At 71.5% G+C, this 23,654-nt stretch carries 24 protein-coding genes; 19 read left to right on the forward strand and 5 right to left on the reverse strand.

Translation table 11 applies throughout. The features are described from left to right. The first annotated feature begins 37 nt into the window (after positions 1-37). The 13 genes from ACSHWB_RS39165 to ACSHWB_RS39225 all read left to right on the forward strand — a co-directional run bounded on the left by ACSHWB_RS39165 (position 38) and on the right by ACSHWB_RS39225 (position 12,783). A complete protein-coding gene (locus tag ACSHWB_RS39165; protein ID WP_439658358.1) occupies positions 38-1,174 on the forward strand; it encodes a flavin-dependent monooxygenase in 1,137 nt (378 codons plus the stop codon). A gap of 27 nt (positions 1,175-1,201) precedes the next feature. Then, entirely contained in the window at positions 1,202-1,582 is a 381-nt protein-coding gene (locus ACSHWB_RS39170) for a hypothetical protein (RefSeq protein WP_439658359.1), read from the forward strand. 17 nt (positions 1,583-1,599) lie between these two features. Next, positions 1,600-2,871 carry an aromatic ring-hydroxylating oxygenase subunit alpha gene (locus ACSHWB_RS39175; protein ID WP_439658360.1) on the forward strand — a complete coding sequence of 424 codons (1,272 nt, stop codon included), beginning with the start codon at positions 1,600-1,602 and terminating at the stop codon, positions 2,869-2,871. Continuing rightward, complete coding sequence (locus tag ACSHWB_RS39180; protein ID WP_439658361.1) at positions 2,864-3,385, forward strand: aromatic-ring-hydroxylating dioxygenase subunit beta; 522 nt, start codon at positions 2,864-2,866, stop codon at positions 3,383-3,385. The genes ACSHWB_RS39175 and ACSHWB_RS39180 overlap by 8 nt, the downstream gene beginning before the upstream one ends. After that, complete coding sequence (locus ACSHWB_RS39185) at positions 3,382-4,116, forward strand: SDR family NAD(P)-dependent oxidoreductase (RefSeq protein WP_439658362.1); 735 nt, start codon at positions 3,382-3,384, stop codon at positions 4,114-4,116. The genes ACSHWB_RS39180 and ACSHWB_RS39185 overlap by 4 nt, the downstream gene beginning before the upstream one ends. 14 nt (positions 4,117-4,130) lie before the next feature. Next, complete coding sequence (locus ACSHWB_RS39190) at positions 4,131-5,087, forward strand: PDR/VanB family oxidoreductase (protein ID WP_439658363.1); 957 nt, start codon at positions 4,131-4,133, stop codon at positions 5,085-5,087. 54 nt (positions 5,088-5,141) lie between these two features. Beyond that, entirely contained in the window at positions 5,142-5,708 is a 567-nt protein-coding gene (locus ACSHWB_RS39195; protein WP_439658364.1) for a TetR/AcrR family transcriptional regulator, read from the forward strand. 108 nt (positions 5,709-5,816) lie between these two features. Continuing rightward, on the forward strand, positions 5,817-6,728 hold the full coding sequence (locus ACSHWB_RS39200; RefSeq protein WP_439658365.1) for a LysR family transcriptional regulator: 912 nt from the start codon (positions 5,817-5,819) through the stop codon (positions 6,726-6,728). A gap of 47 nt (positions 6,729-6,775) precedes the next feature. Beyond that, positions 6,776-7,987 (forward strand): acyltransferase family protein, encoded by a 1,212-nt coding sequence (locus ACSHWB_RS39205; protein ID WP_439658366.1) that lies wholly within the window; start codon positions 6,776-6,778, stop codon positions 7,985-7,987. Between the two features lie 29 nt (positions 7,988-8,016). Next, positions 8,017-9,291 carry a sensor histidine kinase gene (locus tag ACSHWB_RS39210; RefSeq protein WP_439658367.1) on the forward strand — a complete coding sequence of 425 codons (1,275 nt, stop codon included), beginning with the start codon at positions 8,017-8,019 and terminating at the stop codon, positions 9,289-9,291. Then, positions 9,288-9,917 carry a response regulator gene (locus ACSHWB_RS39215; RefSeq protein WP_439658368.1) on the forward strand — a complete coding sequence of 210 codons (630 nt, stop codon included), beginning with the start codon at positions 9,288-9,290 and terminating at the stop codon, positions 9,915-9,917. The genes ACSHWB_RS39210 and ACSHWB_RS39215 overlap by 4 nt, the downstream gene beginning before the upstream one ends. Before the next feature lie 27 nt (positions 9,918-9,944). Beyond that, on the forward strand, positions 9,945-10,799 hold the full coding sequence (locus ACSHWB_RS39220) for a helix-turn-helix domain-containing protein (protein ID WP_439658369.1): 855 nt from the start codon (positions 9,945-9,947) through the stop codon (positions 10,797-10,799). Positions 10,800-10,827: 28 nt separating this feature from the next. Beyond that, positions 10,828-12,783, forward strand: coding sequence for an ATP-binding protein (locus tag ACSHWB_RS39225; protein ID WP_439658370.1), 1,956 nt, complete (start codon positions 10,828-10,830; stop codon positions 12,781-12,783). Positions 12,784-12,785: 2 nt separating this feature from the next. On the opposite strand, the gene ACSHWB_RS39230 is transcribed toward ACSHWB_RS39225, so the two are convergent. Beyond that, positions 12,786-13,283 (reverse strand): MarR family winged helix-turn-helix transcriptional regulator, encoded by a 498-nt coding sequence (locus ACSHWB_RS39230; RefSeq protein WP_439658371.1) that lies wholly within the window; start codon positions 13,281-13,283, stop codon positions 12,786-12,788. 168 nt (positions 13,284-13,451) lie between these two features. On the opposite strand from ACSHWB_RS39230, the gene ACSHWB_RS39235 reads away from it, so the two are divergent. The 3 genes from ACSHWB_RS39235 (at position 13,452) to ACSHWB_RS39245 (ending at position 15,931) form a co-directional block, all read left to right on the forward strand. Next, a complete protein-coding gene (locus ACSHWB_RS39235; protein ID WP_439658372.1) occupies positions 13,452-13,919 on the forward strand; it encodes a cupin domain-containing protein in 468 nt (155 codons plus the stop codon). 97 nt (positions 13,920-14,016) lie between these two features. Next, the gene (locus tag ACSHWB_RS39240; protein ID WP_439658373.1) at positions 14,017-14,952 is read left to right on the forward strand and encodes an NADP-dependent oxidoreductase; all 936 of its coding nucleotides are present in this window, start codon (positions 14,017-14,019) and stop codon (positions 14,950-14,952) included. 28 nt (positions 14,953-14,980) lie between these two features. After that, complete coding sequence (locus ACSHWB_RS39245) at positions 14,981-15,931, forward strand: alpha/beta hydrolase (protein WP_439658374.1); 951 nt, start codon at positions 14,981-14,983, stop codon at positions 15,929-15,931. 55 nt (positions 15,932-15,986) lie between these two features. Here the strand turns inward: ACSHWB_RS39245 and ACSHWB_RS39250 are convergent, their stop codons facing one another. Continuing rightward, positions 15,987-16,547: an amidohydrolase family protein gene (locus tag ACSHWB_RS39250; protein ID WP_439658375.1), complete on the reverse strand. Its 561-nt coding sequence runs from the start codon at positions 16,545-16,547 to the stop codon at positions 15,987-15,989. Between the two features lie 8 nt (positions 16,548-16,555). Here ACSHWB_RS39250 and ACSHWB_RS39255 point away from each other — a divergent pair, with 8 nt between their 5' ends. Both ACSHWB_RS39255 and ACSHWB_RS39260 read left to right on the forward strand, forming a co-directional pair. Further along, positions 16,556-17,641 (forward strand): D-galactonate dehydratase family protein, encoded by a 1,086-nt coding sequence (locus tag ACSHWB_RS39255; protein ID WP_439658376.1) that lies wholly within the window; start codon positions 16,556-16,558, stop codon positions 17,639-17,641. 151 nt (positions 17,642-17,792) lie between these two features. After that, the gene (locus tag ACSHWB_RS39260) at positions 17,793-18,983 is read left to right on the forward strand and encodes a fumarylacetoacetate hydrolase family protein (protein ID WP_439658377.1); all 1,191 of its coding nucleotides are present in this window, start codon (positions 17,793-17,795) and stop codon (positions 18,981-18,983) included. A 3-nt stretch (positions 18,984-18,986) separates the two neighbouring features. Here ACSHWB_RS39260 and ACSHWB_RS39265 read toward each other — a convergent pair whose 3' ends face one another. Genes ACSHWB_RS39265 through ACSHWB_RS39275 form a run of 3 tightly spaced genes read right to left on the reverse strand, consistent with a single transcriptional unit; the run spans position 18,987 to position 22,541 of the window. Beyond that, positions 18,987-20,249, reverse strand: coding sequence for a 2-hydroxyacyl-CoA dehydratase (locus ACSHWB_RS39265; protein WP_439658378.1), 1,263 nt, complete (start codon positions 20,247-20,249; stop codon positions 18,987-18,989). Further along, a complete protein-coding gene (locus ACSHWB_RS39270) occupies positions 20,242-21,306 on the reverse strand; it encodes a 2-hydroxyacyl-CoA dehydratase (RefSeq protein WP_439658379.1) in 1,065 nt (354 codons plus the stop codon). The genes ACSHWB_RS39265 and ACSHWB_RS39270 overlap by 8 nt, the downstream gene beginning before the upstream one ends. Before the next feature lie 2 nt (positions 21,307-21,308). Continuing rightward, a complete protein-coding gene (locus ACSHWB_RS39275) occupies positions 21,309-22,541 on the reverse strand; it encodes a CaiB/BaiF CoA transferase family protein (protein WP_439658380.1) in 1,233 nt (410 codons plus the stop codon). A gap of 70 nt (positions 22,542-22,611) precedes the next feature. Here ACSHWB_RS39275 and ACSHWB_RS39280 point away from each other — a divergent pair, with 70 nt between their 5' ends. After that, positions 22,612-23,532 (forward strand): PaaX family transcriptional regulator, encoded by a 921-nt coding sequence (locus ACSHWB_RS39280; RefSeq protein ID WP_439658381.1) that lies wholly within the window; start codon positions 22,612-22,614, stop codon positions 23,530-23,532. The last annotated feature ends 122 nt before the right edge of the window (positions 23,533-23,654 follow it).

Genomic DNA, 23,654 nt, shown 5'->3' on the forward strand with positions numbered 1-23,654 from the left:
TCCTAGCTTCGGAGACATCCAGGCAGGAGGAGCAGAGATGGTGAACACCGCCAGCGCCGCCGTCACGTTCGACGACGTCCTCGCCGAGCTCGCCGAACGCAGGACCGAGTTCGCCCGGCAACGGTTCGTCCCGAAGGACTTCGTCGACCGGCTCAAGCAGGTCGGCATCTACCGCGCGGCCACACCGGCCAAGTTCGGCGGCGAGCCGCTGCCGCCGGCGGAGTTCCTCGACCGCGTCGAGCGGATCTCGGCCGTCGACGGGTCCACCGGGTGGGTGGCGAGCTTCGGTTCCGCGCTCGTCTACCTCGCCGCGCTCCCCCTGGAGACGCAGGCGGAGCTCTACCAGGACGGCCCGGACGTCGCGTTCGCCGGCGCCCTGTTCCCGGTCCAGCCCGCCACACCGACCGAACGCGGTTTCCTGGTAGACGGTCGCTGGAAGTTCGCGAGCGGCTGCATGGGAGCGGACCTGCTCGGCGTCGGCCTGCCCGGCGACGCCGGCAGCGGCGGCAAGCCCCGCACCGCGCTGCTGCGCCCCGGCCAGGCCGAGATCGTGCGGGAGTGGGACGTCGTCGGCATGCGCGGCACCGGGTCGTTCGACCTGGTCGTCCGCGACGTCGAGGTGCCGCGGGAGTGGACGTTCATCCGGGGCGGCACGCCGACCGTGGACGAACCGCTCTACCGGTACCCGACGATCGCCTACGCGTCACAGGTCCTCGCCGTCGTCGGTGCGGGCGTCGCCCGTGCCGCGCTCGACCACGCCGTGCGCACCGGTGCCGGCTACGCGGGTGTCACCGGCGCCCCGAAGCTGGCCGACCGCGCCTACTACCGGACCGGCGTCGCGCAGGCCGAAGCCGCGCTGCGGTCGGCACGGGCCTGGTTCTACGAGCTCAGCCACGAGGTGTGGGAGACCGTCCTGGCCGGTGACGAGGCCACCGACGCGGACAGCGCCCGGTTGCGGCTCGCCTCGGCGCACCTCGCGAAGACCGCCTCGGACGTGGTCGACCGGGTGGTCGAGCTCTCCGGCACGGCGCCGATCCACACCACCCACCCGTTGCGAGTGCTGCAGGGCGACGCGCTGGTGCCCAAGCAGCACGCCTTCCTCGGCCCCGCGATCTACGACGCCGCCGGGGCGGTCCTCATGGGACTTCCGCCGACCACGCCCGGATTCCGCTGAGCCGGCCCGACCACCAGGAGCGTTCCCGTGACCGCACAGCCACTTCGGGTGCTGTTCTGCATCGGCATCAACCAGAACTTCTTCGACCTGCCCGCGGACGGCCTCACGGCCGGTGACATGTGGAAGGCGACCGTGTCCATGATGGACTCGCTCAAGGCGTTGCCGGGCATCACGTTCATCGGTGACTTCGATGACGATTCCCACATGGTCGGCCCGTCCGACGGATGGCCGTGGACCTGCTACGTCCTCGCCGACGCCGACAGCCAGGACACCGTCAAGGCGGCCTGCAACCTCTTCCGCACCACCCCGGTCGGTGGCGGCGACGCCCGGCTCTGGCGCTTCGCCAAGGTAGAGGCGCGCATCGGCAGGGCGCTGACCGTCCGCGACGACGTCGACCTCCCCGACTGAGCAGGCAGGAGACCCCGATGACCGAGACCTCCCACGACCCGGCCGGCCTCGTCGCCGGCGACCGGGTCGCCGGCCGCCTCTACACCGACCCGGAGATCTTCGAGCAGGAGATGGCCCGGATCTTCGAACGCACCTGGGTGTGGGTGGCGCACGAGAGCGAGCTGCCCAAGCCGGGCACGTTCAAGTCCACGCACGTCGGCAGGCAGCCGGTCATCGTCACCCGTGACCGCAAGGGCGCACTGCACACCATGCTCAACCGCTGCCGCCACCGCGGCGCGAGCGTCTGCGAGAAGCCGCAGGGCGAGGCCAACGGGTTCACCTGCCCGTACCACGCCTGGTCCTACGGCCTCGACGGCAAGCTGCGCGGCATCCCGTACCCGGACGGCTACGAGGGCGTGATCGACAAGTCGGAGCTGTCGTTGCGCAAGCTGCGCACCGAGTCCTACGGGGGCATGGTCTTCGCGACGTTCGACGCCGACGCCGTGCCGCTGCCGGAGTTCCTCGGCGACGTCCGGCTGTGGATCGACCGGTTCATGGCGCAGGGCGGCGGTTACCCGGTGAAGGTGCTGGGCCGGCACCGGTTCAAGTTCCGCGGCAACTGGAAGATCCAGCTCGAGAACACCACGGACGGCTACCACTTCCCCATCGTGCACCGGTCCTGGATGGCCTCGGTCGACGCCGAGACCGCCGACATGATGTCGTTCATGACCGACCCGACGGCGGTCACGCACGACCTCGGCAACGGGCACAGCGTCATGCAGATGGTGCCCGAGCACTCCGACCTCGACGCCGACGACGGCACCGAGCCGTTGCAGGGGCGGTTCGGCCACCTCGTCGAGGAGCTGTCGAAGACCCTCGACGACGCGCAGGTGCGCAGGCTGATCCGGGCCATGCACGGCACCGGTTTCAACCTCAACCTGTTCCCCAACGTGTCGATGTCGGCCGCGTTCTTCCGGGTGCTGCGCCCGATCTCGGTCGACGAGACGTGGATCGAGCACGTCGCGATCGGACCGGACGGCCCGCCGGAGGTCGAGGCCGTCAACCGGGAACGGCTGCGCGTCCACGAGCACTTCCAGGGCCCGTTCGGGTTCGGGACGCCCGACGACGCCGAGGGCTGGGACCGCGTGCAGCGCGGCGCCCAGGCCGATCCGGGGATGCCGATCATGGTCAACCGCGGGCTCGCCAGGGAGAAGCCGAGTCAGGAGGGCTGGCCGACCTCGCACGTCACCGACGAGACCGGCATGCGCGCCGCCTACGGCAAGTGGAAGGAGCTGATGAGCGATGACTGAGCTGACCGTGGCACCCGCGCCCGTCCCGACGACCGACCCGCGCGTGGTCCGGGCCGTGGAACTCGTCTGGCGCGAGGCCGAGCTGCTCGACCGCAAGGAGTACGTCGACTGGAACAGCCTCTACGCCGACGACGGGATCTACGTCATCCCCGTCGATCCGTCCACAGAGGACTTCGCCGGGTCGCTGAACATGGTCTACGACGACGCGCGCATGCGACGGATGCGGGTGACGCGCATGATCGAGGGCTACGCGATCGCCGCGGTGGACGCCGCCCGCACGATCCGCACCGTGACGGGGTTCGTGCCCAGGTCCGTCACCGACGACGAGGTCGTGCTGCGGTCCGCCCAGGTCCTCGTCGCGTACAAACGCGGGCACCACGACATCTGGGCGGCGGACCTGCTGCACCGGATCCGGCTCTCCCCTGACGGTCCCGGCTCCGACCTGATCGTCCAGAAGGTCGTGCGGCTCGTCGACAGCGAGGAAGCCGTTCCGGCGGCGGGGTTCCTGCTGTGACCGGCCCGCACACCGCGGTCGTCACCGGAGGCGCGCACGGCCTCGGCGAGTTCATCGTGCGTCGTCTGCACTCCGACGGTTTCCGCGTCGCCATCGCCGATCTGGACGCCGCGGCCGCGACGAAGCTCGCCGGCGAACTGGGCGACAGCCGCGGTTACGGCGTCGACGTCGGCGACCAGGAAGCGTTGCACCGCCTCAAGGACGACGTCGTGCGCGACCTCGGCGGCGTGCACGTGCTCGTCAACAACGCGGCACGCACGCAGGCGACTCCCCTGCTGGAGATCACGCCCGACGAGCTCGCGTCCGTGATGGCGGTCAACTTCACCGGCACGTTCACCGCCTGCCAGGTCTTCGGCACGCACTTCGCCCGCCAGAACTACGGGCGGATCGTGAACATGGCGTCGCTGGCCGGGCAGAACGGCGGCACGGCCACCGGCGGGCACTACGCCTCGTCCAAGGGAGCCGTGCTGACCGCGACGAAGGTCTTCGCCCGCGAGCTCGCGGGCCACGGCGTGACGGTCAACGCCGTCTCGCCCGGCCCCCAGGACAGCCCGGTGGTGCGGTCGATCATCGGCGAGGAGAACCTCGCCGGCTACACGGAGAACATCCCCGTCGGACGGCTCGGCGACCCCGCGTTCATCGCCCGCGTGGTGGCGCTGCTCGTCTCCGCGGACGCCGCCTCCGTCACGGGCGCCTGCTGGGACGCCAACGGCGGGCTCTACCTGCGCTGAGAAGGGACGCACCGATGCCAGACACCCTGGTCCGCGTCGCGGACGTGACCGAGGAGACGCCGTTCATCAGGACGCTGCGGCTGGTCCGCGCGGACGGCTGCCCCTTCGAGCCCTACGACGCCGGTGCCCACGTCGACGTCACCGGCCCGACCGGAGTGGTCCGGCAGTACTCGCTGTGCGGCCCGCCGGACGACACCGCGTCCGTGCTCATCGCGGTCAAGCTCGAGGCGGCCTCGCGCGGTGGGTCGGCCGCCCTGCACACCGTCGTGGCCGGGGACGTGCTCCGGATCGGGGAGCCGCGGAACCTGCTGGGCATCGCGGCCGGTGCCGACCGGCACGTGCTGCTCGCGGGCGGAATCGGCGTCACACCGTTGCTGAGCATGGCCTACCGGCTGCTGCGGGACGGGTCCGACTTCACCCTGCACTACTTCGCCCGCGGCCGTGCCGACGCCGCGTTCGTCGGGCTGCTCGAGTCCCACGAGGGGTTCCGCGACCGCGTGCACCTGCACTTCGGCCTCGGCCCCGAGGACCAGCACACCGTTCTGGAGAAGATCGGCACCGGCCTCACCACGGCCTCGCACGCCTACACGTGCGGTCCCCAGCCGTTCATGGACCAGGTCACCGAGGTGCTCGTCCCGGTCGTCGGCGACACGCACGTGCACGTGGAGCACTTCACCGCCGCCGCGGCCGACACCAGCGCGGACCGGCCGTTCACCGTCGAGCTCGACACCGGTGAGGTGTTCGAGGTCCCGGCGGACCGGTCGATCCTGTCGGTGCTGACTTCCAACGGGATCGAGGTGTTCCGATCGTGCGAGGAGGGTGTGTGCGGCTCGTGCGTCTCCGGGGTGCTCGAGGGCACTCCCGACCACCGGGACAACTGCCTGTCGGCGAGCGACAAGGCCGCCGGCGACCAGATGGCGCTGTGCGTGTCCAGGGCGCTCACCGACAGGCTGGTGATCGAGTTGTACTGAGGCCCGCCCGGTTCCCGCCGCTAGACTTCCCGGTGAGCGGGGAGAAGGGACGCGATGGCGGGCGTGGCTTACGGGACCGGACGGCAGGCGCTGCTCGAAGCGGCGATCCGGATCGTCGCCACCCAGGGGCTGCGCGGCCTCACGTACCGCTCGGTCGCGGCCGAGGCCGGGGTCAGCCACGGTTCGGTGCGCTACCACTTCGGCGACTGGAACACCCTGGTCGAGGAAGCGCTCGCGTTCTGCGTGGAGCGCAGCGTCGACGGCGCCGAGCTGGCGTCGGACGTGCCGGGGTTCACGGAGTTCGCCACGGGCATCGTCTCGCTGGTCGCCGCGGACCCGGACGCCCAGGCGTTCCAGTACGAGATCACCCTCGAGGCGCGCCGGCGGCCAGAACTGCTCCCGGCGATGGAGCGGGTCAACGACGTCTACCGCGCCGCGGTGCACCGCGAGCTGGTGCGCAACGGCATCGACGACTACGCGTTCGCCGAGCTCATCTTCATGACGCTCGACGGCCTGGTCTTCCACCAGACCGCGTTCGGCGACGACGCTCGGACCGAGCGCGCGATCAAGGCACTGCGCGCGCTGCTCGCGAGCTACACGGCGGAGCACGTCCGGAGCTGATCGGGCGCGCGGTCCGAAGTGGACAGCCGGACGCCTCGTCCAGCACTCGCCCTGTCTCGATCGCGGCACCGGCCGCGAATCGACCGGCTCGCACCCGGAGGTTCCGCCATGGAGCTGCGCCACCTGCGTTACTTCGCCACTGTCGCCCAGACGTGCCACTTCGGCAGGGCCGCGGTGCTGCTGCACGTGGCACAACCCGCGCTCTCCCAGGCCATCCGCCAGCTGGAGGCCGAACTGGGCGCGGCCCTGTTCACCAGGACCACCCGCCAGGTCCGCCTGACGCCCGCGGGCGAGTTCCTGCACGACGAGGCCAAGCGCGTGCTCGGCTCCGTCGACGACAGCGTCCGCGGGGTGCGGCGGATCGCCCAGGGGCGGCTGGGGCTGGTGCGCATGGCGTTCACCGGCACCTCCGCCTTCACCCACCTGCCGCGGATCGTCCGCGTCCTGCGACGGGAACTGCCCGACGTGGCCTTGGAGATCCACACGGACCTGCTCACCCCGGCGCAGTGCGACGGTCTGCGTGACGACAGCATCGACCTGGGCCTGCTGCGCCCGCCCGCCACCGGCGAGGAGATCTCGGTCCGCACGATCGAGGTCGAACCGCTGGTGCTGGCCGTCCCCGCCCACCACCGGCTGGCGGACGAACCGCTGCTCGCGATGCCCGATCTGGCCACCGAGTCGTTCGTGCTCTACAGCAACCCGGACTCCGCGGTGAACGAGGCGGTCGTGCGCCGCTGCCGGCAGGCGGGGTTCCTGCCGCACCACGAGCACGACGCGCCCGGCACCGCCGCGCTGCTCGCGCTGGTCGCGGCGGGCCTGGGCATCGCGCTCGTGCCCGCCTCCGCGCGGGCGATGCCGCTGACCGGCGTCGTGTTCCGCGACGTGGCCGGCGCCGGGTCCGTCGAGCTCGCCCTCGCCTGGCGGGAGCACCGGGAGTCGGCGCTGGTCACGTCGGTGCTCGACGTCCTCGGCGTCCTCTTCGCGGCCGATCGTCAGCCTGTGCAGAAAGCCGCAGGCTGACGATCGACGCCGCCCCGCTCGCGCTTCGTCCATCCTCCGATCGGAGGATGGAGGGGTCCACCGCGTTCGCGGTGATCCACGCCCGCGCGGTAGATCCGGCATCTTCTCCCGCGCCGCAGGCTTTCGGCATGGCCTCACCCGACGTCGTCCGCACTACCCGTACGACACGCATCTCCTACATCGACAACCTTCGGGTCTTCCTGACGCTGCTGGTGGTCGCGCACCACTGCGCGGCGCCCTACAGCAACCTCGACGTCTGGCCCAACCGGCAGGAGCCCGCCACGGCGTCCGCGGCGCTGCCGTTGGACCTGCTGCTCCTGGTCAACCAGACGTTCTTCATGGGGTTCTTCTTCCTGCTGTCCGGGTACTTCGTCCCCGGCGCGGTGGACAGGAGGGGGCCGCGCGCGTTCGCGGTCGAGCGGGTGAGACGACTCGGGATCCCCTTACTCGCGTTCATCCTGCTGCTGCGCCCGTTCTTCGTCCTGCCGGCCTATCTCGACCTGCCGTCCGCGACCAGACCGTCCTTCGTGGTCCATTACTTCACCACCTGGGAGGTCGGGCCGGCGTGGTTCCTCGAGGTTCTGCTGATCTTCTCGCTCGTGTGCGCCGTGGCACGGCACCTGCGCGGGAATGCGGAGCCGGTGCGGCCGAAACCGTTGCGGCGAAGGGAACTTCTCGGCTTCACGCTCGTCCTCGGTGTGGTCACCTACGGGTGGCGGATCTTCGTCCCTCTCGGGACCTACGAGCCGGTGCTCGGTCTGCCCAGCGCCGCGTACCTGCCGCAGTACGTCCTGCTGTTCGCCGCCGGTGTCCTGGCCTACCGCCGCCGCTGGTTCGAGGCGCTTCCGCGGCGATCGGGCTGGTTCGGCGTGTTCCTGGTGGCGGGGTCGTTCGTACCGCTGGCGCTGGGCGGTTACCGCGGCTTCGTGGCGCCCGACGAGCTGGCCGGCCACGATCCCGCCTACCTGGCTCTCGCGTTGTGGGAGTCGCTGTTCGCCGTCGGTGTCGTCCTGGTCCTGCTCCGCGTGTTCCAGCGGTTCGTCGCCGGGGCGTCGTGGTTGGGCGGCTACCTCGCCGACAACGCCTTCGCCGTCTACCTCCTGCACGCGCCGGTCATCGTCGGAACCGTGGAGCTGCTTCGACCGCTCGACGCCGTCCCCGTCCTGAAGTTCCTGCTGGCGCTGGTGATCGCCGCGGCCGCGAGCTGGGTGATCTCGGGTGCTCTGCGCCGTGTGCCTGCCGTGCGGGCAGTCGTCTAGTGCGGCGTGGGCGTGCGAGCATTGCCGGGGTGAGCGTCGAGGCCGAGTTGCGCGAGGAGTTCGAGCGCTGGGAGCGCAAGGAGTCCGCGGTGCTGAGGGTGCTCCCGTACCCGCTGCTGGCGGTCAGCGTCGTGTTCACCCTGCTGCAACCGCTCTGGGACGCGCCGGTGCACTTTCCGGCCGTGTTGGGACTTTCGACCGTGCTCGCCGCGTGGGTGGCGTGGTTCCACACGGCCCACCCCGAATGGCACGACCACGAGCGGCTGATGGGCCTGTACTACGCGGGTCTCGTGACGATCACCGCCTGCCTGGTGCTGCTCACGCCCTGGTTCGGCTTCTTCGCGTTCATCGGTTACGTGCACGCCTTCCAGTACCTGAAAGGCCGGTGGCGGTACGTCGGCGTGGCCGTCACGTCCGCTGTCTCGGCGATCTCCTACGTGGGCGGGGCGGACAGCATCACGACCGAGGAGTGGTGGAAGTGGCCCGCCGTCAGCGCGGTCACCGCGGTGATCGCCACGGCGGCCTTCTACGCCGACGTGATGTCCGACCGCCGCAACCACCGGCAGAAGCGGGCGCTGGTCGAGCTGCACAGGGCCAACACCGAGCTCGAGACAGCGCTGGCGGAGAACGCGGCCCTGCACGTCCAGTTGCTGGTGCAGGCCCGCGAGGCCGGCGTGCTCGACGAACGGCAGCGGATGGCTCGGGAGATCCACGACACGCTCGCACAGGGGCTGGCCGGCATCCTGACCCAGCTGCAGGCCGCGGAACAGGCGGACGAACCGGCGGTGTCCGGCCGGCACGTGACGAACGCGATGACCCTGGCCAGGGAGAGCCTGGTCGAGGCCCGCCGGACGGTGCACGCCGTGGGGCCGTCCGCGCTGGCGTCCGCCCGCCTGCCGGACGCGATCGGCGACGTGGCGAGGCGCTGGTCCGAGGTGAACCGGGTCGAGGCGGTGCTGACCACGACCGGCGACGCCCGGCCGATGCACACCGACGTGGAGGTGACGCTGCTGCGCACCGCGCAGGAGGCTCTCGCCAACGTCGCGAAGCACGCCCGAGCCGGTCGGGTCGCCCTGACCCTGTCGTACATGGAGGACCTGGTGACGCTCGACGTCCTGGACGACGGGGTCGGTTTCCGGCCCGGCGCACGGCGCTCCAGCTCCGCGGACGGTGGCTTCGGGCTCGCCGGCATGCAGCAGCGGGTGCACCGTCTCGCGGGACGGCTCGACGTCGAGTCCGAACCGGACGGGGGCACCGCGATCACGGTGACGCTGCCCGCGATCCCCGCCGGGGGTGAGGTGTGATCACGCTGCTGATCGTCGACGACCACCCGGTGGTGCGGGACGGGCTGCGGGGCATGTTCGGTGCCGATCCGCGCTTCGCGGTGGTCGGCGAAGCCGCTGACGGCGCGGAGGCGGTCGCGGCAGGCGAACGCCTGCGCCCCGACGTCATCCTCATGGACCTGCGGATGCCCGGGACCGACGGGGTCGCCGCGATCCGGGAGCTGGCGAAGCGCGGGGTGCCGTCACGGGTGCTGGTGCTCACCACCTACGACACCGACAGCCACGTGCTGCCGGCGATCGAGGCGGGTGCCACCGGCTACCTGCTCAAGGAGGCACCGAGGGAGGAGCTCGTCCGCGCGGTGGAGGCCGCCGCACGAGGACAGGCGGTGCTCTCCCCCACCGTCGCGACCAGACTCCTGGGCCAGGTGCGCAAACCTGCCCCGGCACCGCTGTCGCAGCGCGAGCTGGAGGTGCTCGAACTGATCGCCCAGGGCTCGACCAACCGCGAGGCGGGCAAGCGGCTCTTCATCAGCGAGACGACCGTCAAGACCCACCTGCTGCACGTGTACGCGAAGCTGGGCGTCAACGACCGGGCGGCCGCCGTCGCCGCCGCGTTCTCCCGCGGCTACCTGACACCGCGGGACTGACGGCCGGCCACAAAGGACACTGGCGTCATGACGGTGCAGGATCTCGGCGCGGAGGTGCGCCGGTTGCGCGAGAACACGGATCCCGCCGCGATCGGGATGCCGACCGGCCGCAGGCGCGCCCGTGGTGTGCGGCGGGAGGAGCTCGCCGAGCTGGCCGGGGTGTCGGCGGACTACGTGCGGCGGCTGGAACAGGGCCGCCGTCACCCCTCGGCCGCCGTGGTGAACGCGATCGCCCGTGCGTTGCGCTTGAAGCCGGCCGAGTACGAGCGGCTTTGCGCGCTGGCCGGGTACGCCGCGGCGTACGGGCTGGTGCCGCGTGCGGCCGGGGCCTCGTCGATCCGGTTGCTCGAGCGGTTCGCCGACACCCCGGCCTTCCTGACGGACGCGGCGTGGAACGTGGTCGCCGTCAACCGTGCGTGGATGACGCTCGGAGCGGGAGCGTCGAACCAGAAGACCAGGGACTGGAACGTCGCGTGGCGCACGTTCTCCCACGCCCACCGCGAGATCAGCCGCGACGACGACCACGCGGCCGCGTTCCGGGCGATGCTCGCCGCCCGGTTGCACAGCACGTTCCTGCGCCACCCCGGCGACGAGCCGCTCGCCGAGCTCGTGGACGAGCTGCGGACCACGAGCCGCTCGTTCGACACCCTGTGGCGTGCGCCGAGAACCGTTGGTGACTACGGGAATCGGGCCGTGTTCCGACATGCGGGCGTGGGTGACATAGCGCTCGACGGCACTCTGCTGCAGGTGCCCGGCGACAACCTCCAGGCGGTGGTGCTCACCGCGGCACCGGGTTCGGCCGACGCGGGACGGCTGGACGAGGTCGTCCGCGCCTCCTCCGGACCCGACGTCATCATGGTGGGACAAGCAGACCCTGGCTGACCGGCCGGCGGTCGGCGATCCTGGGGTCATGTCGATCAACTCGGGCCTGGCGGACCGGCTGACCACGGCGCGAGCGGGAACGCTGGTGGGCAGGGACGTCGAGCAGTCGGTGCTCGACCGGATGCTGGCCGGGGCGGCCGACGCCCCGGTCGTGGCGTACGTCCACGGTCCCGGCGGCATCGGCAAGTCCTCGCTGGTGCGCTACGCGGCGGCGCAGGCGGAGCTCACCGGTCGCGAGGTCGTCCAGGTCGACGCGCGGTTCCTCGGCGCGGATCCGCGCCGGCTGGAGGTGGCCGCCGCGGCGGCGTGCGTCGAACCCGGCGCGGTGCTGCTCCTCGACACCTTCGAGCAGTCCCAGCACCTCGAACCGTGGCTGCGCGACACCTTCCTGCCCAGGCTCGCGGCGGAGGCGATCGTCGTGCTCGCGAGCAGGATCGCCCCCGACTCCGGGTGGGTGACCGATCCCGGCTGGGCGCGGCTGTTCACCGAACTGGCCGTGCGACCGCTCGACGCCGTCCAGTCCGGATCCCTCCTCGCGGCGCGGAACGTCGCACCGGACGACCGCGCCGCCATCGTCGCCTTCGCGGGCGGCAACCCGCTCGTCCTGTCCCTCGCCGCCTCGGCACCGGCCGCGGTCGTGGACCCCACCGGTGACGTCCTGACCACCTTGGTGGAGCGGCTGGTTGGTGATGTCCCTGGCGGTCTTCACCGGCGCGCGCTCGACGTGCTCGCGCAGGCACACGTCACGCGGGAGGAACTGCTGCGCGCGGTGCTCGGCGACGACGCCGCCGCGACGGCGTTCTCCTGGCTGCGCCGGCAGCCCTACGTCGAGACCACACCCCAAGGGCTGCACCCGCACGACGCGGTGCGATCCGCGCTCGCGGCCGATCTGCGGTGGCGGGACCCCGAGCGCTGCCAGGAGATCCGCACACGCATCTCGGCCGCCTGCCTCGGCGCGGTGCGCCGGTCCTCCGAGGACGACGCACTGCTGCGCGTCGCGGAGTGGATGTTCCTCTTCCGCGACCACGCCGGCTCGCACGACCTGTACGACTGGCGGGCCCATCCCCACATCGAGGACACACCTCTCGTTCCCGCCGACGTGCCCGAGGTCCTCGGCATGGGCGGGGAGTCCGCTGCCGCGCACTGGGTCCAGCGCCAGCCGGAGGGCTTTCGCGTCTACCGCTCCGCGGGCAGGCTGCTGGGGTACATGGCCGTTCTCCGGTTCACAACGCCGGCGCCCGACGACCTGGCCGCCGACCCGGTGATCGCGGCGCTGTGGGAGCACGTCGAGGCGGCCGCTCCCCTGCGCCAAGGCGAACACTGGGGCATCCGGCGGTTCGCGGTGCAGTCCGGCGGGCACCAACGACCCTCGCCGCTGATGGACCTGATCGGCCGGCGCACCGTCGCGACCGAGATGCGGACCCCGGGACGGGCGATGACCTTCACCGTCTTCCAGGACGCAGGACGGTGGCGGCAGCACCTCGCCGCCGCCGGGCTGCACGAGGTGGTGGCGGTGGAGGTCGACGGCGTCCGCCAGCACGTCTTCGGCAGGGACTGGCGACGGCAACCCGTGGAGCGGTGGGTCGAGGACAGGGCCCGTGCCTCGACGCCCGTCGCCTCGTGGGGCCCGGCGTCGGCGGATCCCCTGTCGCGCAAGGCGTTCGAGGAGGGTGTGCTCGAAGCGCTGCGCACCTGGCGTGCCCCGCGCGAGTTCGCGACCAGCGTGCTGCTGCGGTCACACCTGGTGCCGCCGGGGTCGGCCGATCCCGTCGCGGACCTGCGCGCCGCCATCACGGCGGCCCTCGACGCCCTGCGGGTCGATCCCGCCGGCGTCAAGGCCCACGACGCCCTCACCACCACCTACATCGCGGCGTCGGGCACCCACAGGGCGGCCGCGCGCCGGCTGGGCGTGCCGTACGGCACCTACCGGCGCCACCTCACCCTGGCCAAGGAGCGGCTCGTCGAGCACCTCCTGGCCAGGTGACGTCAGCTCTTGCGGCGGCGGGGCGCTGCCGAACGCGGCGGCGTCGACCGCATGTGGTCGCGCACCGGCGCCAGCAGTCCGGCGAGGGTCTGGACGTCCTCGCGCGACAGCGGTTCGAAGAGCAGTCCGCTGACGATCTCGACGTGCCCGGGCAGCACCGCCGCGAGCAGCGTGCGCCCGGCGTCGGTGATGGTGACGGTGACGCTGCGTTCGTCCTCGGCGGAGGGCGAGCGTTCGACCAGACCCGCCTTCTCCAGCAGCCCCACCTGGTAGGTCAGGCCGCTGCGGCTGTAGACGACGCCGTCGGCCAGGTCGGTCATGCGGTGGCTGCCCGTCGGTGAGTCCCCGAGCCGCGCCAGCAGCTGGAACTGCACGTAGCTCAGGTCCCCGGCCTCCTTCAGCTGCTGTTCCACCGCGTGCCGCAGCAGGCTCGTGACCTCGACGAGGGCGAAGTAGGCGCCGAGCTGGACGGGGTCGAGCGACGGCGGTGAGTCGGGCATGGTCGCAGCTTACTGCTTCGAATTCGAAGGAGCGTCCCGGCGGAGTGCGCGAGGTGAGCAGCACTGGACACAGGTGAGCACCTCAGGACCTGGCGGGCGGGCAGCGGCGCACATCAGGGTCTGCAGGCAAGAGGACGGCGCCGCCGTCCCACCGGACCGAGGACGAACTTGAGCATCCCCCACCTCGCCCAGCGAGAGGACCAGCAACAGCTCGAATGGATCGGCGGGAGCGTGTTCAGCGTCCTGCTCGACGCCGAGGCGACCGGAGGTCAGCTGACCGTCGGGCGGTTCGACGCCGGCCTCGGCGAGGCGCCGCCGTGGCACATGCACAACAACGAGGACGAGGTCTTCCTGCTGCTTTCCGGCTCCGCGCTGGTCTGGGCCGGCGACGAGGAGCACGAACTGCGTGAAGGCGGGATCGTCTTCCTGCCCCGCCGCATCCCGCACAGCTACCGGATCACCTCCGAGAGGGCCGACCTGCTGCTCATCTCGACGCCGGGCGGGCTGGAGAAGATGTTCCGCCACGCCGGTCGCGACCTGCGCGAACCGCGCCCCGACGGGTTCGAGATCCCGCAGTCGCTGCTCGCCGAGGCCGCCGAGATCTCCGGCAACGTCGTGCTCGGCCCTCCGCGCTGACCCCACGTGCCGCACGTCACTTTGCTTCGAATTCGAAGCAGGTCTACTGTCGGTCCCAGTTGCTTCAAGTTCGAAGCAAAACCGAGGGAGAGCAGTCATGAAGGCAGTGCGTTTCCACGAGTTCGGCGGCCCCGAGGTCCTGCGGTACGAGGACGTCGAGCAGCCGGTCCCCGCGGCCGGTGAGGTCCTGGTCCGCGTCACCTCGACGACGTTCAACCCCGTCGAGGGCAACATCCGCCTGGGCGTCATGCAGGGCCCGATCCCGGTCGACCTCCCGCACACCCCCGGCCTCGACGTGGCCGGCACGGTCGACGCGCTGGGCGAGGGCGTCGAGGGCCTCGCGGCCGGCGACGAGGTCGTCGGCTTCCTCCCGATGACCAAGCCCGGCGCGGCGGCCGAGTACGTCCTCGCACCGGCCGCAGTCCTCACCGCGGCGCCCAAGGGCATCCCGCTGGCCGACGCCGCCGCGTTCCCGTTGGTCGGTCTCACCGCCTACCAGGCGCTCTTCGACCACGGTCAGCTGAAGGCGGGGCAGCGCGTGCTGGTCAACGGCGCGGGTGGACCGGTCGGCGGCTACGCCGTCCAGCTGGCGAAGCAGGCCGGTGCGCACGTGATCGCCACGGCCAGCCCGCGCAGCGCCGAGGCCGTGAAGACCGCCGGCGCCGACGAGGTCGTCGACCACACCACCACCGACGTGCTGTCGGCGGTGACCGAGCAGGTCGACCTCGTGCTCAACCTCGCGCCGGTCGACCCGGCGGTGCTGGCCGCACTGCCCTCACTGGTGCGCGACGGCGGAACCGTCGTCAACACGACGATCTGGATGCCCGCGCCGGCCGACGAGGAACGCGACGTGCGCGGCGTCAACCTCTACGTCCGCAGCGACGCCGAGCAGCTCGCGAAGCTCGTGGCACTGGTCGACTCCGGCGACCTGCGGGTCGACGTCGAGCAACGGCTGCCGCTGACCGAACTGCCGGCGATCCACGTCCAGGCCGCCTCGGGCGAGGTCCGCGGCAAGGTCGTCTTCGTCGTCTGACACCCCTTCACCTGACAGGAGAACGACCATGTCCCTCGGACTGGACCCCGAGATCGCCACCGCGCTGGCCCCGATGGCCGGCGCGATGGCAGAAGCCACCCCTCCGGCCGTGGGCGACGTCGAGGCGCGCAGGGCGATGTGGGAGCCGATCATCGGCGCCGCCGGGACGGCCCAGCCGATCCCCGCCGACGTGACCACCACCGACCACCACGCCACGACCGACGACGGCGCACGGATCACGTTGCGCTGGTACACCAAGGAAGGCGCGACGCCGGGCCCCGCTGTGCTGTTCTTCCACGGCGGCGGGTACATCTTCGGCCACATCGACCTGTTCGACGGCCCCGTCTCCCGCTACGTGTCCGCGAGCGGCGTGCCGATGCTGTCCGTCGAGTACCGCCGAGCGCCAGAACACCCCTTCCCCACTCCGCTCGAAGACGCCTACACAGCACTGCGCTGGCTGCACGACCACGCCGCCGACCTGGGCGTCGACCCCGCACGGATCGGCGTCATGGGCGACAGCGCGGGGGGTGGGATGGCGGCGGCGTTGTCGATCCTCGCCCGCGACCGCGGCGGCCCCGCCATCGCGAGGCAGATCCTGATCATGCCGATGCTCGACGACCGCACCACCGAGGTCGACCCGCACGTCGCGCCGTACGCGTTGTGGTCCTACGACGACAACCTCACGGCATGGCCCGCCCTGCTCGGCGACGCCGCCGGCGGCCCCGACGTCCCTGCGACCGCGGCACCCGCCAGGCTGAAGGACGCCACCGGCCTGCCACCGGCCTACATCGAGGTCGGCCAGCTCGACGTGTTCCGCGACGAGGACCTGGCCTACGCGACGACGCTCAGCCGCGACGGCGTGCCGGTCGAGTTCCACCTGCACCCCGGTGCACCGCACGAGTTCGACTCGATCGCCTTCGACTCCGACGTGGCCCGGCGTGCCATCGCCGACCGGGTCCGGGTTCTCAGGTCGATCTAGCGCGGCCGAAGTGCCCGCGAGGTGAGTGGTGGGCGAACTTCCGCGGTGGCCGAGCTCATCCTCGAACCCAGCGCCCGGACTGGACGACCCCGGCCAGAGCGAGCCCCTCGTGGTCGTCCAGCACCACGATGTCGGCAGGTCCTCCCACCCGAAGCTCTCCAACGCCTTCGCGCGCCGACGGCACCAGGCGCGCCGGGTTTCGGGTCGCCAGTTCGAGCGCCGCGAACAGGCTGAGCGACGTCCTCGCCGCCACGTTCCGCACGCCGTCCAGCAGCGTGGCTGCGGCGCCCGCGAGCAGGTCACTGCCCACTTCGGACAGGCGCTGGTGCGCGTCCAGTTCCACCTCCGCGCCCACCGCGGTCCGGTACCTGCCCGGTGGCCTGCCGCCGATCTCGGTCGAGTCGGAGACCAGGAACGCCCGCTCGGGGCCTTTCGCGCGGAGCATGACCTCCAGGGTGTCGAACGGGAGGTGGTGGCCGTCGGCGATCAGGCCCGCGCTCAGGCGGTCGTCGGCCAGTTGGCGCCAGATCACGTTGGGGTGGCGGGGAAGCGTGGTCGGGATGCCGTTGCCGAGGTGGCTGGAGAGGGTGGCGCCCGCGTCCACGGCGGCGGTCACCTCGTCCGGTGTCGCGCGGGTGTGGCCGATCGCGACGGCGATGCCCTCGGCTGTACCGCGGGGCCTACTGGCGGCGAGGGCCGATCACCATGGCCGCGATCGCCGCGGTCGACACCGCGTTGTGGGACATCGAGGCCAAGCTCGCCCGCATGCCGCTCTACCAGCTGCTCGGCGGCCGGAGCCGGCGCGGCTGCCTCACCTACGGGCATGCCAGCGGCGCGGAGCTGTCGGAGCTGTTCGACTCGATCCGCGCCCACCTCGACCAGGGCTACCGCGCCATCCGGATCCAGAGCGGCATTCCCGGTCTGGGCTCCGTCTACGGCGTGGCGTCCAGCGCGAACGCCGACCTGGGAGGTTCCGGCACGACATCGCGCTACGACCACGAACCCGCACGCCGTTCAGCGGCCCCGGTCGAGGAGGAGTGGGACACCAGGGCCTACCTGCGCCACGCCCCGAGGGTGTTCGAGGCGGTCCGCAACGAGTTCGGCCCGGAACTTCCGCTGCTGCACGACGCCCACCACCGGCTGACCCCGATCCAGGCCGCGAAGCTCGGCAAGGAGCTCGAACCGTACGACCTGTTCTGGCTCGAGGACGTCACCCCCGCCGAGAACACCGCCGTGCTGCGCCGCGTCCGCGAGCACACCACCACGCCGCTGGCGATCGGCGAGGTCTTCAACACGATCTGGGACTACCGCGAGCTGTTCGAGGAGCAGCTGATCGACTACGTCCGCTCCCCCGTCACCCACGCGGGCGGGATCACCGCGCTGCGCCGGATCTTCGACTACGCCGCCGTCTACCAGATCAAGTCCGGCGTGCACGGTCCCACCGACATCTCCCCGGTCGGGCTGGCGGCGGCGTTGCACCTCGGGATCACGATCCCGAACTTCGGCATCCAGGAGTACATGAAGCACTCCGCGGCGACGGACGAGGTGTTCCAGCCGACGTACCGCTTCGCCGACGGCCTGCTCGCGCCGTCGGACGAACCGGGTCTGGGCGTCGGGTACGACGACGCCGTGGCCGAGGCGCACCCGTACTCCCGCGCCTACCTGCCGGTGAACCGCCTCCGGCTGGACGGGTCCATGCACGACTGGTGACCCCGCTCGGCGGCTGTGGAGGTCGCGGGTCGAGGTGAAGTGCCCCGATCTCCGCAGACCGCTGGTCGAGGACCTCGTGGTCCGCGAGAATTGCCGAGTTCGCGACACGGCAGTCCCAACGCGACCTGATGTGCGTGCAGGAAGGATCTCCATGGGGGTATCGCTCAACGCCGCCGACGTTCTCCCCGAGGACGCAGCGGACGCCACACTCGTCGCGAGGGTCTTCGACCCGTCCGCGGGCGGCCCTTCGGTCGTGGCGATCCGCGGCGACGAGGTCGTAGACCTGTCGCAGGCGGCATCGACCGTGTCGTCGCTGCTCGACCGGCCGGACGCGCTGGAGATCGTCAGGAACCACGCGGGCGGCACGTCGTGGCCGTTCGCGGAGGTGCTGGCCGCCACGACGAACCCGGCAGGTTCCACTCCGCGGTTCCTGGCGCCCGTCGACCTGCAGGTGCTCAAGGCCGCCGGCGTGACGTTCGTGCGCAGCATGCTCGAGCGGGTCATCGAGGAGCGCGCCGACGGGGACCCCACGCGGGCCGAGGAGGTTCGCGCGAAGGTGGGCGCGATCGTCCAGGGACACATCTCCCACCTGAGGCCGGGGTCGGCGGAGGCCGCGGAGGTGAAGCGGGTTCTTCAGGCCGAGGGCCTGTGGTCGCAGTACCTCGAGGTCGGTATCGGGCCGGACCCCGAGATCTTCACCAAGGCCCCGGTGCTCTCGGCGGTGGGGCTGGGAGCCGACATCGGGGTTCTCGCCCGCTCCGCCTGGAACAACCCCGAGCCCGAGCTCGTCCTGGTGGTGGACTCGCGCGGGAACCCGGTCGGCGCGACGCTCGGCAACGACGTCAACCTGCGCGACTTCGAGGGCCGCAGTGCTCTCCTGCTGACCGAGGCGAAGGACAACAACGCCTCCTGCGCCATCGGGCCGTTCCTCCGGCTGTTCGACGACGGGTTCAGCCTGGCGGACGCCAAGGCCACCCGGATCGCCCTGGACATCAGCGGGCCCGACGGTTTCGAGCTGCACGGCGTCAATCCGGTGTCCGAGATCAGCCGGGAGCTCGAGGACCTCGTCTCCCACGCCTTCGGCGCGCACCACCGCTATCCCGACGGCTTCGTGCTGTTCACCGGCACGATGTTCGCCCCGACCGAGGACCGGGACCAGCCCGGCGAAGGGTTCACCCACAAGGTCGGGGACGTCGTCCGCATCTCGTCGCCCCGGTTGGGCGCGTTGACGAACGTCGTGAACACGGCCGAGGAGGCGGAGGACTGGACGTTCGGCATCACCGCGCTGATGGAGAACCTCGCCGCCCGCGGTCTGCTGGGCTCGAAGGCGCGACCGAGCTAGCCGTCAGGCACCGGCTCGGGCGGCCGGGAGCACTTCGCGTTCCAGCCAGTCCTCCAGTTCTGTCTCAGCGGTTTCCGCGAAGGAGCGGGTGTCCACGTTGTCGGCGTGCAGTTCGTACACGGGGATGCCCGCGGCGCGGAGGGCGCGGTTGGTGAAGTAGCTGCCGCGGGCGTCGTCGGAGACCAGGTGCACCACGCCGTCGACGCCGTGGAGCTTGGCCTCCTTCACGTACCACTCGCTCGACCACGGCGGGGTGTAGAGCTGGTCGTGGAAGGCGGCGAACCGGGCCGCGAGCGTCCTCAGCGGATCGTCGCCGTAGCGCGGGTAGCCGTCGGCCGCGATGGCCAGGTACATGGACCACACGAAGACCGCGCCGTGGCGTTGCTCGAACCTGCGGTAGAAGTCCATGTCGTACCAGAGGCCCCGGCCGATCCACATGAGGCGGGCGCGTTCGTCCTCGCACGCCGCGGCGCCGGACCGGACTCGGGTTTCCACCTCCTCGTAGAAGCTCTGCGCGGCGTCACGCGCCCACTCGGTGCCCCGGTGCCACTGCGGGATCATGACGCTCGGAATGCTGTCCGTGACGGCCAGCGGGCTCGGTCTGGTGCGCGCGACGAGGTCGCGGGTGCGCCGGTTCCACTCCGCCTGCTCGTTGACGAGGTCGAGGACCCGCCTCAGTGCGCGTTCGCTGAACACCTGGCCGGTCGTCGTTTCGAGGAACCGGATCAGGTTGTGCAGTTCGGCCACCATCAGGTCCAGCCTCGTCGTGCCGACCGCCTTCTCCCAGTCGTGCGGCATCAGGTCCCACCAGTTCACCGGGACCGCGTTCTCGGCCGCGCTCTCCAGCGCGTAGTAGGTGATGTCCGGCTGGCTGCCCCACACGTCGAAGATCTTGCGCCCGCCGTCGCCGACGGTCTCGGCCAGCACGATCGTCGGCCGGGGCAGGCCGCCCCACGGGGCCAGGTGCGGGTCGGGGTCGAACAGCGACGCGAGCGAGATCGAGCTGTACTGCTCGGTGTGGTCCGGGTAGCCGCGCTCCCGCAGGAGCTCCAGGTGGTGCGGCGCCCGCTGCTTGGCCGCCACGACGGACGCCCACCACTGGTTGACCACGTACGGGATCCCCATCGCGCGGAAGATCTCCTGGGGGGCGTCGGCGTTCACCAGCGCCAGCGGGCCTCCCGTGGCCGCGGACTTCTGCAGATCGCGGAACCACTCGCGCTGGTAGCGGGTCGCCTCCGTGGCCGAGGCCAGCAGTTTCTCAGCCAACGAACACCTCCGCGAGGTGGATCGAGCCGTAGTCCTGGCGATCGAACATCACGGCCGGAATGCCGTGCGGCCGCAGGGCTTCTTTCTGCGCGGGGAAGTCCCAGGGCGGCGCGTCGTCGTTGCGCCTGACGTAGGACAGGACGAGCTCGGCTCCGCAGTCGGCCGCCGCCTGTGCCGTGTGCGCCGCGCGGGCGGCGATCGACGCACGTGCGGCAGTGGGGCCGTTGTACTGGTACCGCTCGACCAGGGCGGCGAGTGTCGGTTCACCCACGAGCCGCGTGGCGAGCAGGTCTCCCCAGTCGTGGTCCTCGCCCACCACCACGCTTCCCAGCTCCTCCAACGACCGGTACACCTCCGGGTTGTCGTGAGAGCTGCCGGTGAGGAAGATCCGTCGTCCTGTGTGGACGTCCAAATCGGACCTGAGCAAAGCCCTCAGCAACCGGTTGTGCTCCGTCACCGGCAGCACCGCACCGAAGACGGCCAGCGCCTGTACACCGGTCAGCCGGAGGTCCCTGCGCAGCGCGGACACCGCGCGCCACAGGTCGCGGCGGGCGTCGTGCAGCATGATCGCCGACGCGATCCTCGGCGCGGTCAGCCGCGTCCCCGTCCACCGCTCCAGCACGGCGACCAGCTCGGCGAAGCGGCTCCCGACGTACCGCGTGGTCGTCCAGTGCGGCAGGTGCAGCACGTCGACCAGGTGGGTCTCCGGCAGTCCCAGCCCGGGTTCGAGCCGGCGCAGTTCGCGCACCGCGTAGAACAGCCGCAGCGAGGCCTCGCAGTCCCGGGACACCAGGAGCCGGTCGAGCCTGCCGTACTCCCCTGTCAGCAGCCGGGTCAGCACCGACAGCGCCGACGGGTCCACGCCACGGCCGAGGTACGTCTCGCCCGGTGTCACGTCCATGCCCGGTCGTCCCGCCAGCCGCACGGGGAGCGCGCCCGCCGCCGTCACGAGCTCGACCGGGACGTCCTGGCCCACACACCCGATCACGAACTCGCCGGACGCGGCCGGGTAGCGCTGTTCGTAGTGGTCGAGGAGCCGTTCCAGAGGGGTGCCCATGATCAGATGACCCCGTCCGCGCGCAGTGCGGCGATCCGGTCGGCGCCGTACCCGAGGAAGTCCCCGTAGATGGCGTCGTTGTGCTCGCCGAGCGCCGGGGCCGGCCGGTCGAACCCGGCGTCGGCGCCCGAGAACACGATCGGCACCCCGGTGGCGGAGATGTCCGCCGTGGCGCCGTGGGCGGGGTGGGTCAGCGCGACCACCTCGCGGCGCGCGCGGACCAACGGGTCCCGCACGGCCTCTGCGGGTTCCCGCACCTCCGCGGCCGGCACCCCGTTGTCGACGAGCAGCGCCACGACCTCGGCCCGCCGCCGCCCGGCCGTCCACTGCCCGATCAGCTTGTGCAGCACGGACGCGTTCGCCACCCTCGCGTCCCTCGTGGCGAAACGCGGATCGGACACCAGCGCCGGATCCCCCATGGCCCCGAACACCCCCGCCGCGAACCGGTCGGTCGGCCCGCACAGGGCCAGCCATCCGTCCGCGGCCTCGAACAGCCCGAACGGCGCGAGCCTCGGCACGAGCGAGCCGGTGCGCTGGGCGAGGCCGACGGCCGCGTACGCGTCGAAGGGCTCGCACGCGACCAGCGAGGTCAGCGCCCCGAGCATCGAGACGTCCACGTGCTGCCCGGCACCGGTGCGGTCGGCCTGCACGACCGCGGCCAGCGTGCCGATGACCGCGAACAGCGGTGCGACCAGGTCACCGACCGGCAGGCCGTTGCGGACCGGGTCGTCGCCCTCCTGCCCGGCGGTGCCCATGATCCCGGACAGTGCCTGGACGATCGTGTCCATCGCCTTGGCGGGCCCGCCCTGCGCCCCGAACCCGCTGATGGACGTGTAGACCAGCCGGGGGTTGACCGCCAGCATGGCCGCGGGGCCGATGCCGAGCCGGTCGGTGACGCCCGCGCTGTAGTTCTCCACCAGCACGTCGGCCTGCCGCACCAGGTCGGTCAGCACGTCGCGGCCCTCGGGGTGCTTGAGGTCGAGCGTGACGCTCTCCTTGTTGCGGCCCCGCAACAACATCGACACCGACACGTCGTCGGCGTGGACCCGCCCGAGGCCGAGTCCGTCCCTGCCCAGGTACGGGGCGTTGCCACGCGACGAGTCCCCGCCCGTCCGCGGGTTCTCCACCTTGATCACCCGTGCGCCCAGGCCCCCGAGCAACAGGGTGGCGTAGGGCCCGGCGAGTGCGGTCGTGAGATCGACGACCGTCCGCCCGGCGAGCGGTTGCTCTGCCACCTGCGCACCTCCTCGGTCACGACCGGCACGTTCCGTGACGGTCGGCGTGCCACCTCTACACTCGCTGATCGTGACGGCCACGCCGCGATCTGCCGCCCAGCGCGGTCCTCGCTCCGACCTGCTCCCCCGCCAGCAGCACGGCGGCGCGCCCCAGCACCTGCTGATGACGCTCTACGCCGACTACTGGCTGTCCACCGACGGCTGGGCGTCGTCGGCGGCGCTGGTCCGCCTGCTGGCCGAGTTCGACATCACCGAGACCAGCGCGCGGGCGTCGCTGAGCAGGCTGTCCCGGCGCGGCATGATGAGCGTGCACCGCAACGGGCGGCGCACCTTCTACGGCGTCGAGGGCGCTGCCGCGACGACGCTGGCCGAGTCGGTCCGCAGGGTCCTGTCGTTCGGCACGGTCGCCGAACTGTGGGACGGCGCGTGGACGACCGTCGCGTTCTCCATCCCGGAGGAGCAGCGCGAGATCCGCCACCAGCTGCGCACACGACTGCGCTGGCTCGGGTTCGCGCCCATCTTCGACGGCTTCTGGATCTCGCCGACCGCGTCCGCCGACGACACCGTCGGCGAACTGGACGCGCTCGGCGTGACGAGCGCGGTCGTGCTGCGCGCCCACGGCCAGGTCGGCGGACGGCCGCTGACCGACGCGTGGGACCTCGACGAGGTGCGCGCGCTGTACGAGGGGTTCATCGGCACCGTGTCGCCGCTCGCCGAACGGGTCCGGGCCGGTGCGGTCACGTCGGCCGAGGCACTGGTGTGCCGCACTCAGGTCATGGACGAGTGGCGCACGTTCCGCTGGAAGGACCCGAACCTCCCGCACGAGCTGCTGCCGCAGGACTGGCCCCGCGATACCGCACGCGCGTTGTTCGCCGAGGTGTACGACGGGCTCGGGCCGCTGGCCGAGCACCGGGTCCGGCAGATCGTGCGCGAACTGGACCCGGACGACGTCGAGCTGGTCCGCCACCACACGACCCGCCAGGCGCCCTGACGCGTCAGAGGCAGCACGGTGAGGACTCGACCACATCCGCACTCCCCTCCGCAGTAACTAGACTCATAGGTCACCACTCGCAACGAGAAGTGTCAAGCATTGACGCTTCTTACAGCTGACGG

Origin of the sequence: Lentzea sp. HUAS TT2 (genome assembly GCF_051853195.1) — a bacterium.
GTDB lineage: Bacteria > Actinomycetota > Actinomycetes > Mycobacteriales > Pseudonocardiaceae > Lentzea.

Excerpts from the sequence above, each read along its gene's own strand:
- ACSHWB_RS39220 (WP_439658369.1), top strand. The coding sequence starts at position 9,945 with ATGACGGTGCAGGATCTCGGCGCGGAGGTGCGCCGGTTGCGCGAGAAC.
- ACSHWB_RS39180 (WP_439658361.1), top strand. The coding sequence starts at position 2,864 with ATGACTGAGCTGACCGTGGCACCCGCGCCCGTCCCGACGACCGACCCG.
- ACSHWB_RS39205 (WP_439658366.1), top strand. The coding sequence starts at position 6,776 with ATGGAGGGGTCCACCGCGTTCGCGGTGATCCACGCCCGCGCGGTAGAT.
- ACSHWB_RS39200 (WP_439658365.1), top strand. The coding sequence starts at position 5,817 with ATGGAGCTGCGCCACCTGCGTTACTTCGCCACTGTCGCCCAGACGTGC.
- ACSHWB_RS39240 (WP_439658373.1), top strand. The coding sequence starts at position 14,017 with ATGAAGGCAGTGCGTTTCCACGAGTTCGGCGGCCCCGAGGTCCTGCGG.
- ACSHWB_RS39195 (WP_439658364.1), top strand. The coding sequence starts at position 5,142 with ATGGCGGGCGTGGCTTACGGGACCGGACGGCAGGCGCTGCTCGAAGCG.
- ACSHWB_RS39225 (WP_439658370.1), top strand. The coding sequence starts at position 10,828 with ATGTCGATCAACTCGGGCCTGGCGGACCGGCTGACCACGGCGCGAGCG.
- ACSHWB_RS39230 (WP_439658371.1), bottom strand. The coding sequence starts at position 13,283 with ATGCCCGACTCACCGCCGTCGCTCGACCCCGTCCAGCTCGGCGCCTAC.
- ACSHWB_RS39175 (WP_439658360.1), top strand. The coding sequence starts at position 1,600 with ATGACCGAGACCTCCCACGACCCGGCCGGCCTCGTCGCCGGCGACCGG.
- ACSHWB_RS39245 (WP_439658374.1), top strand. The coding sequence starts at position 14,981 with ATGTCCCTCGGACTGGACCCCGAGATCGCCACCGCGCTGGCCCCGATG.
- ACSHWB_RS39165 (WP_439658358.1), top strand. The coding sequence starts at position 38 with ATGGTGAACACCGCCAGCGCCGCCGTCACGTTCGACGACGTCCTCGCC.
- ACSHWB_RS39270 (WP_439658379.1), bottom strand. The coding sequence starts at position 21,306 with ATGGGCACCCCTCTGGAACGGCTCCTCGACCACTACGAACAGCGCTAC.
- ACSHWB_RS39190 (WP_439658363.1), top strand. The coding sequence starts at position 4,131 with ATGCCAGACACCCTGGTCCGCGTCGCGGACGTGACCGAGGAGACGCCG.
- ACSHWB_RS39260 (WP_439658377.1), top strand. The coding sequence starts at position 17,793 with ATGGGGGTATCGCTCAACGCCGCCGACGTTCTCCCCGAGGACGCAGCG.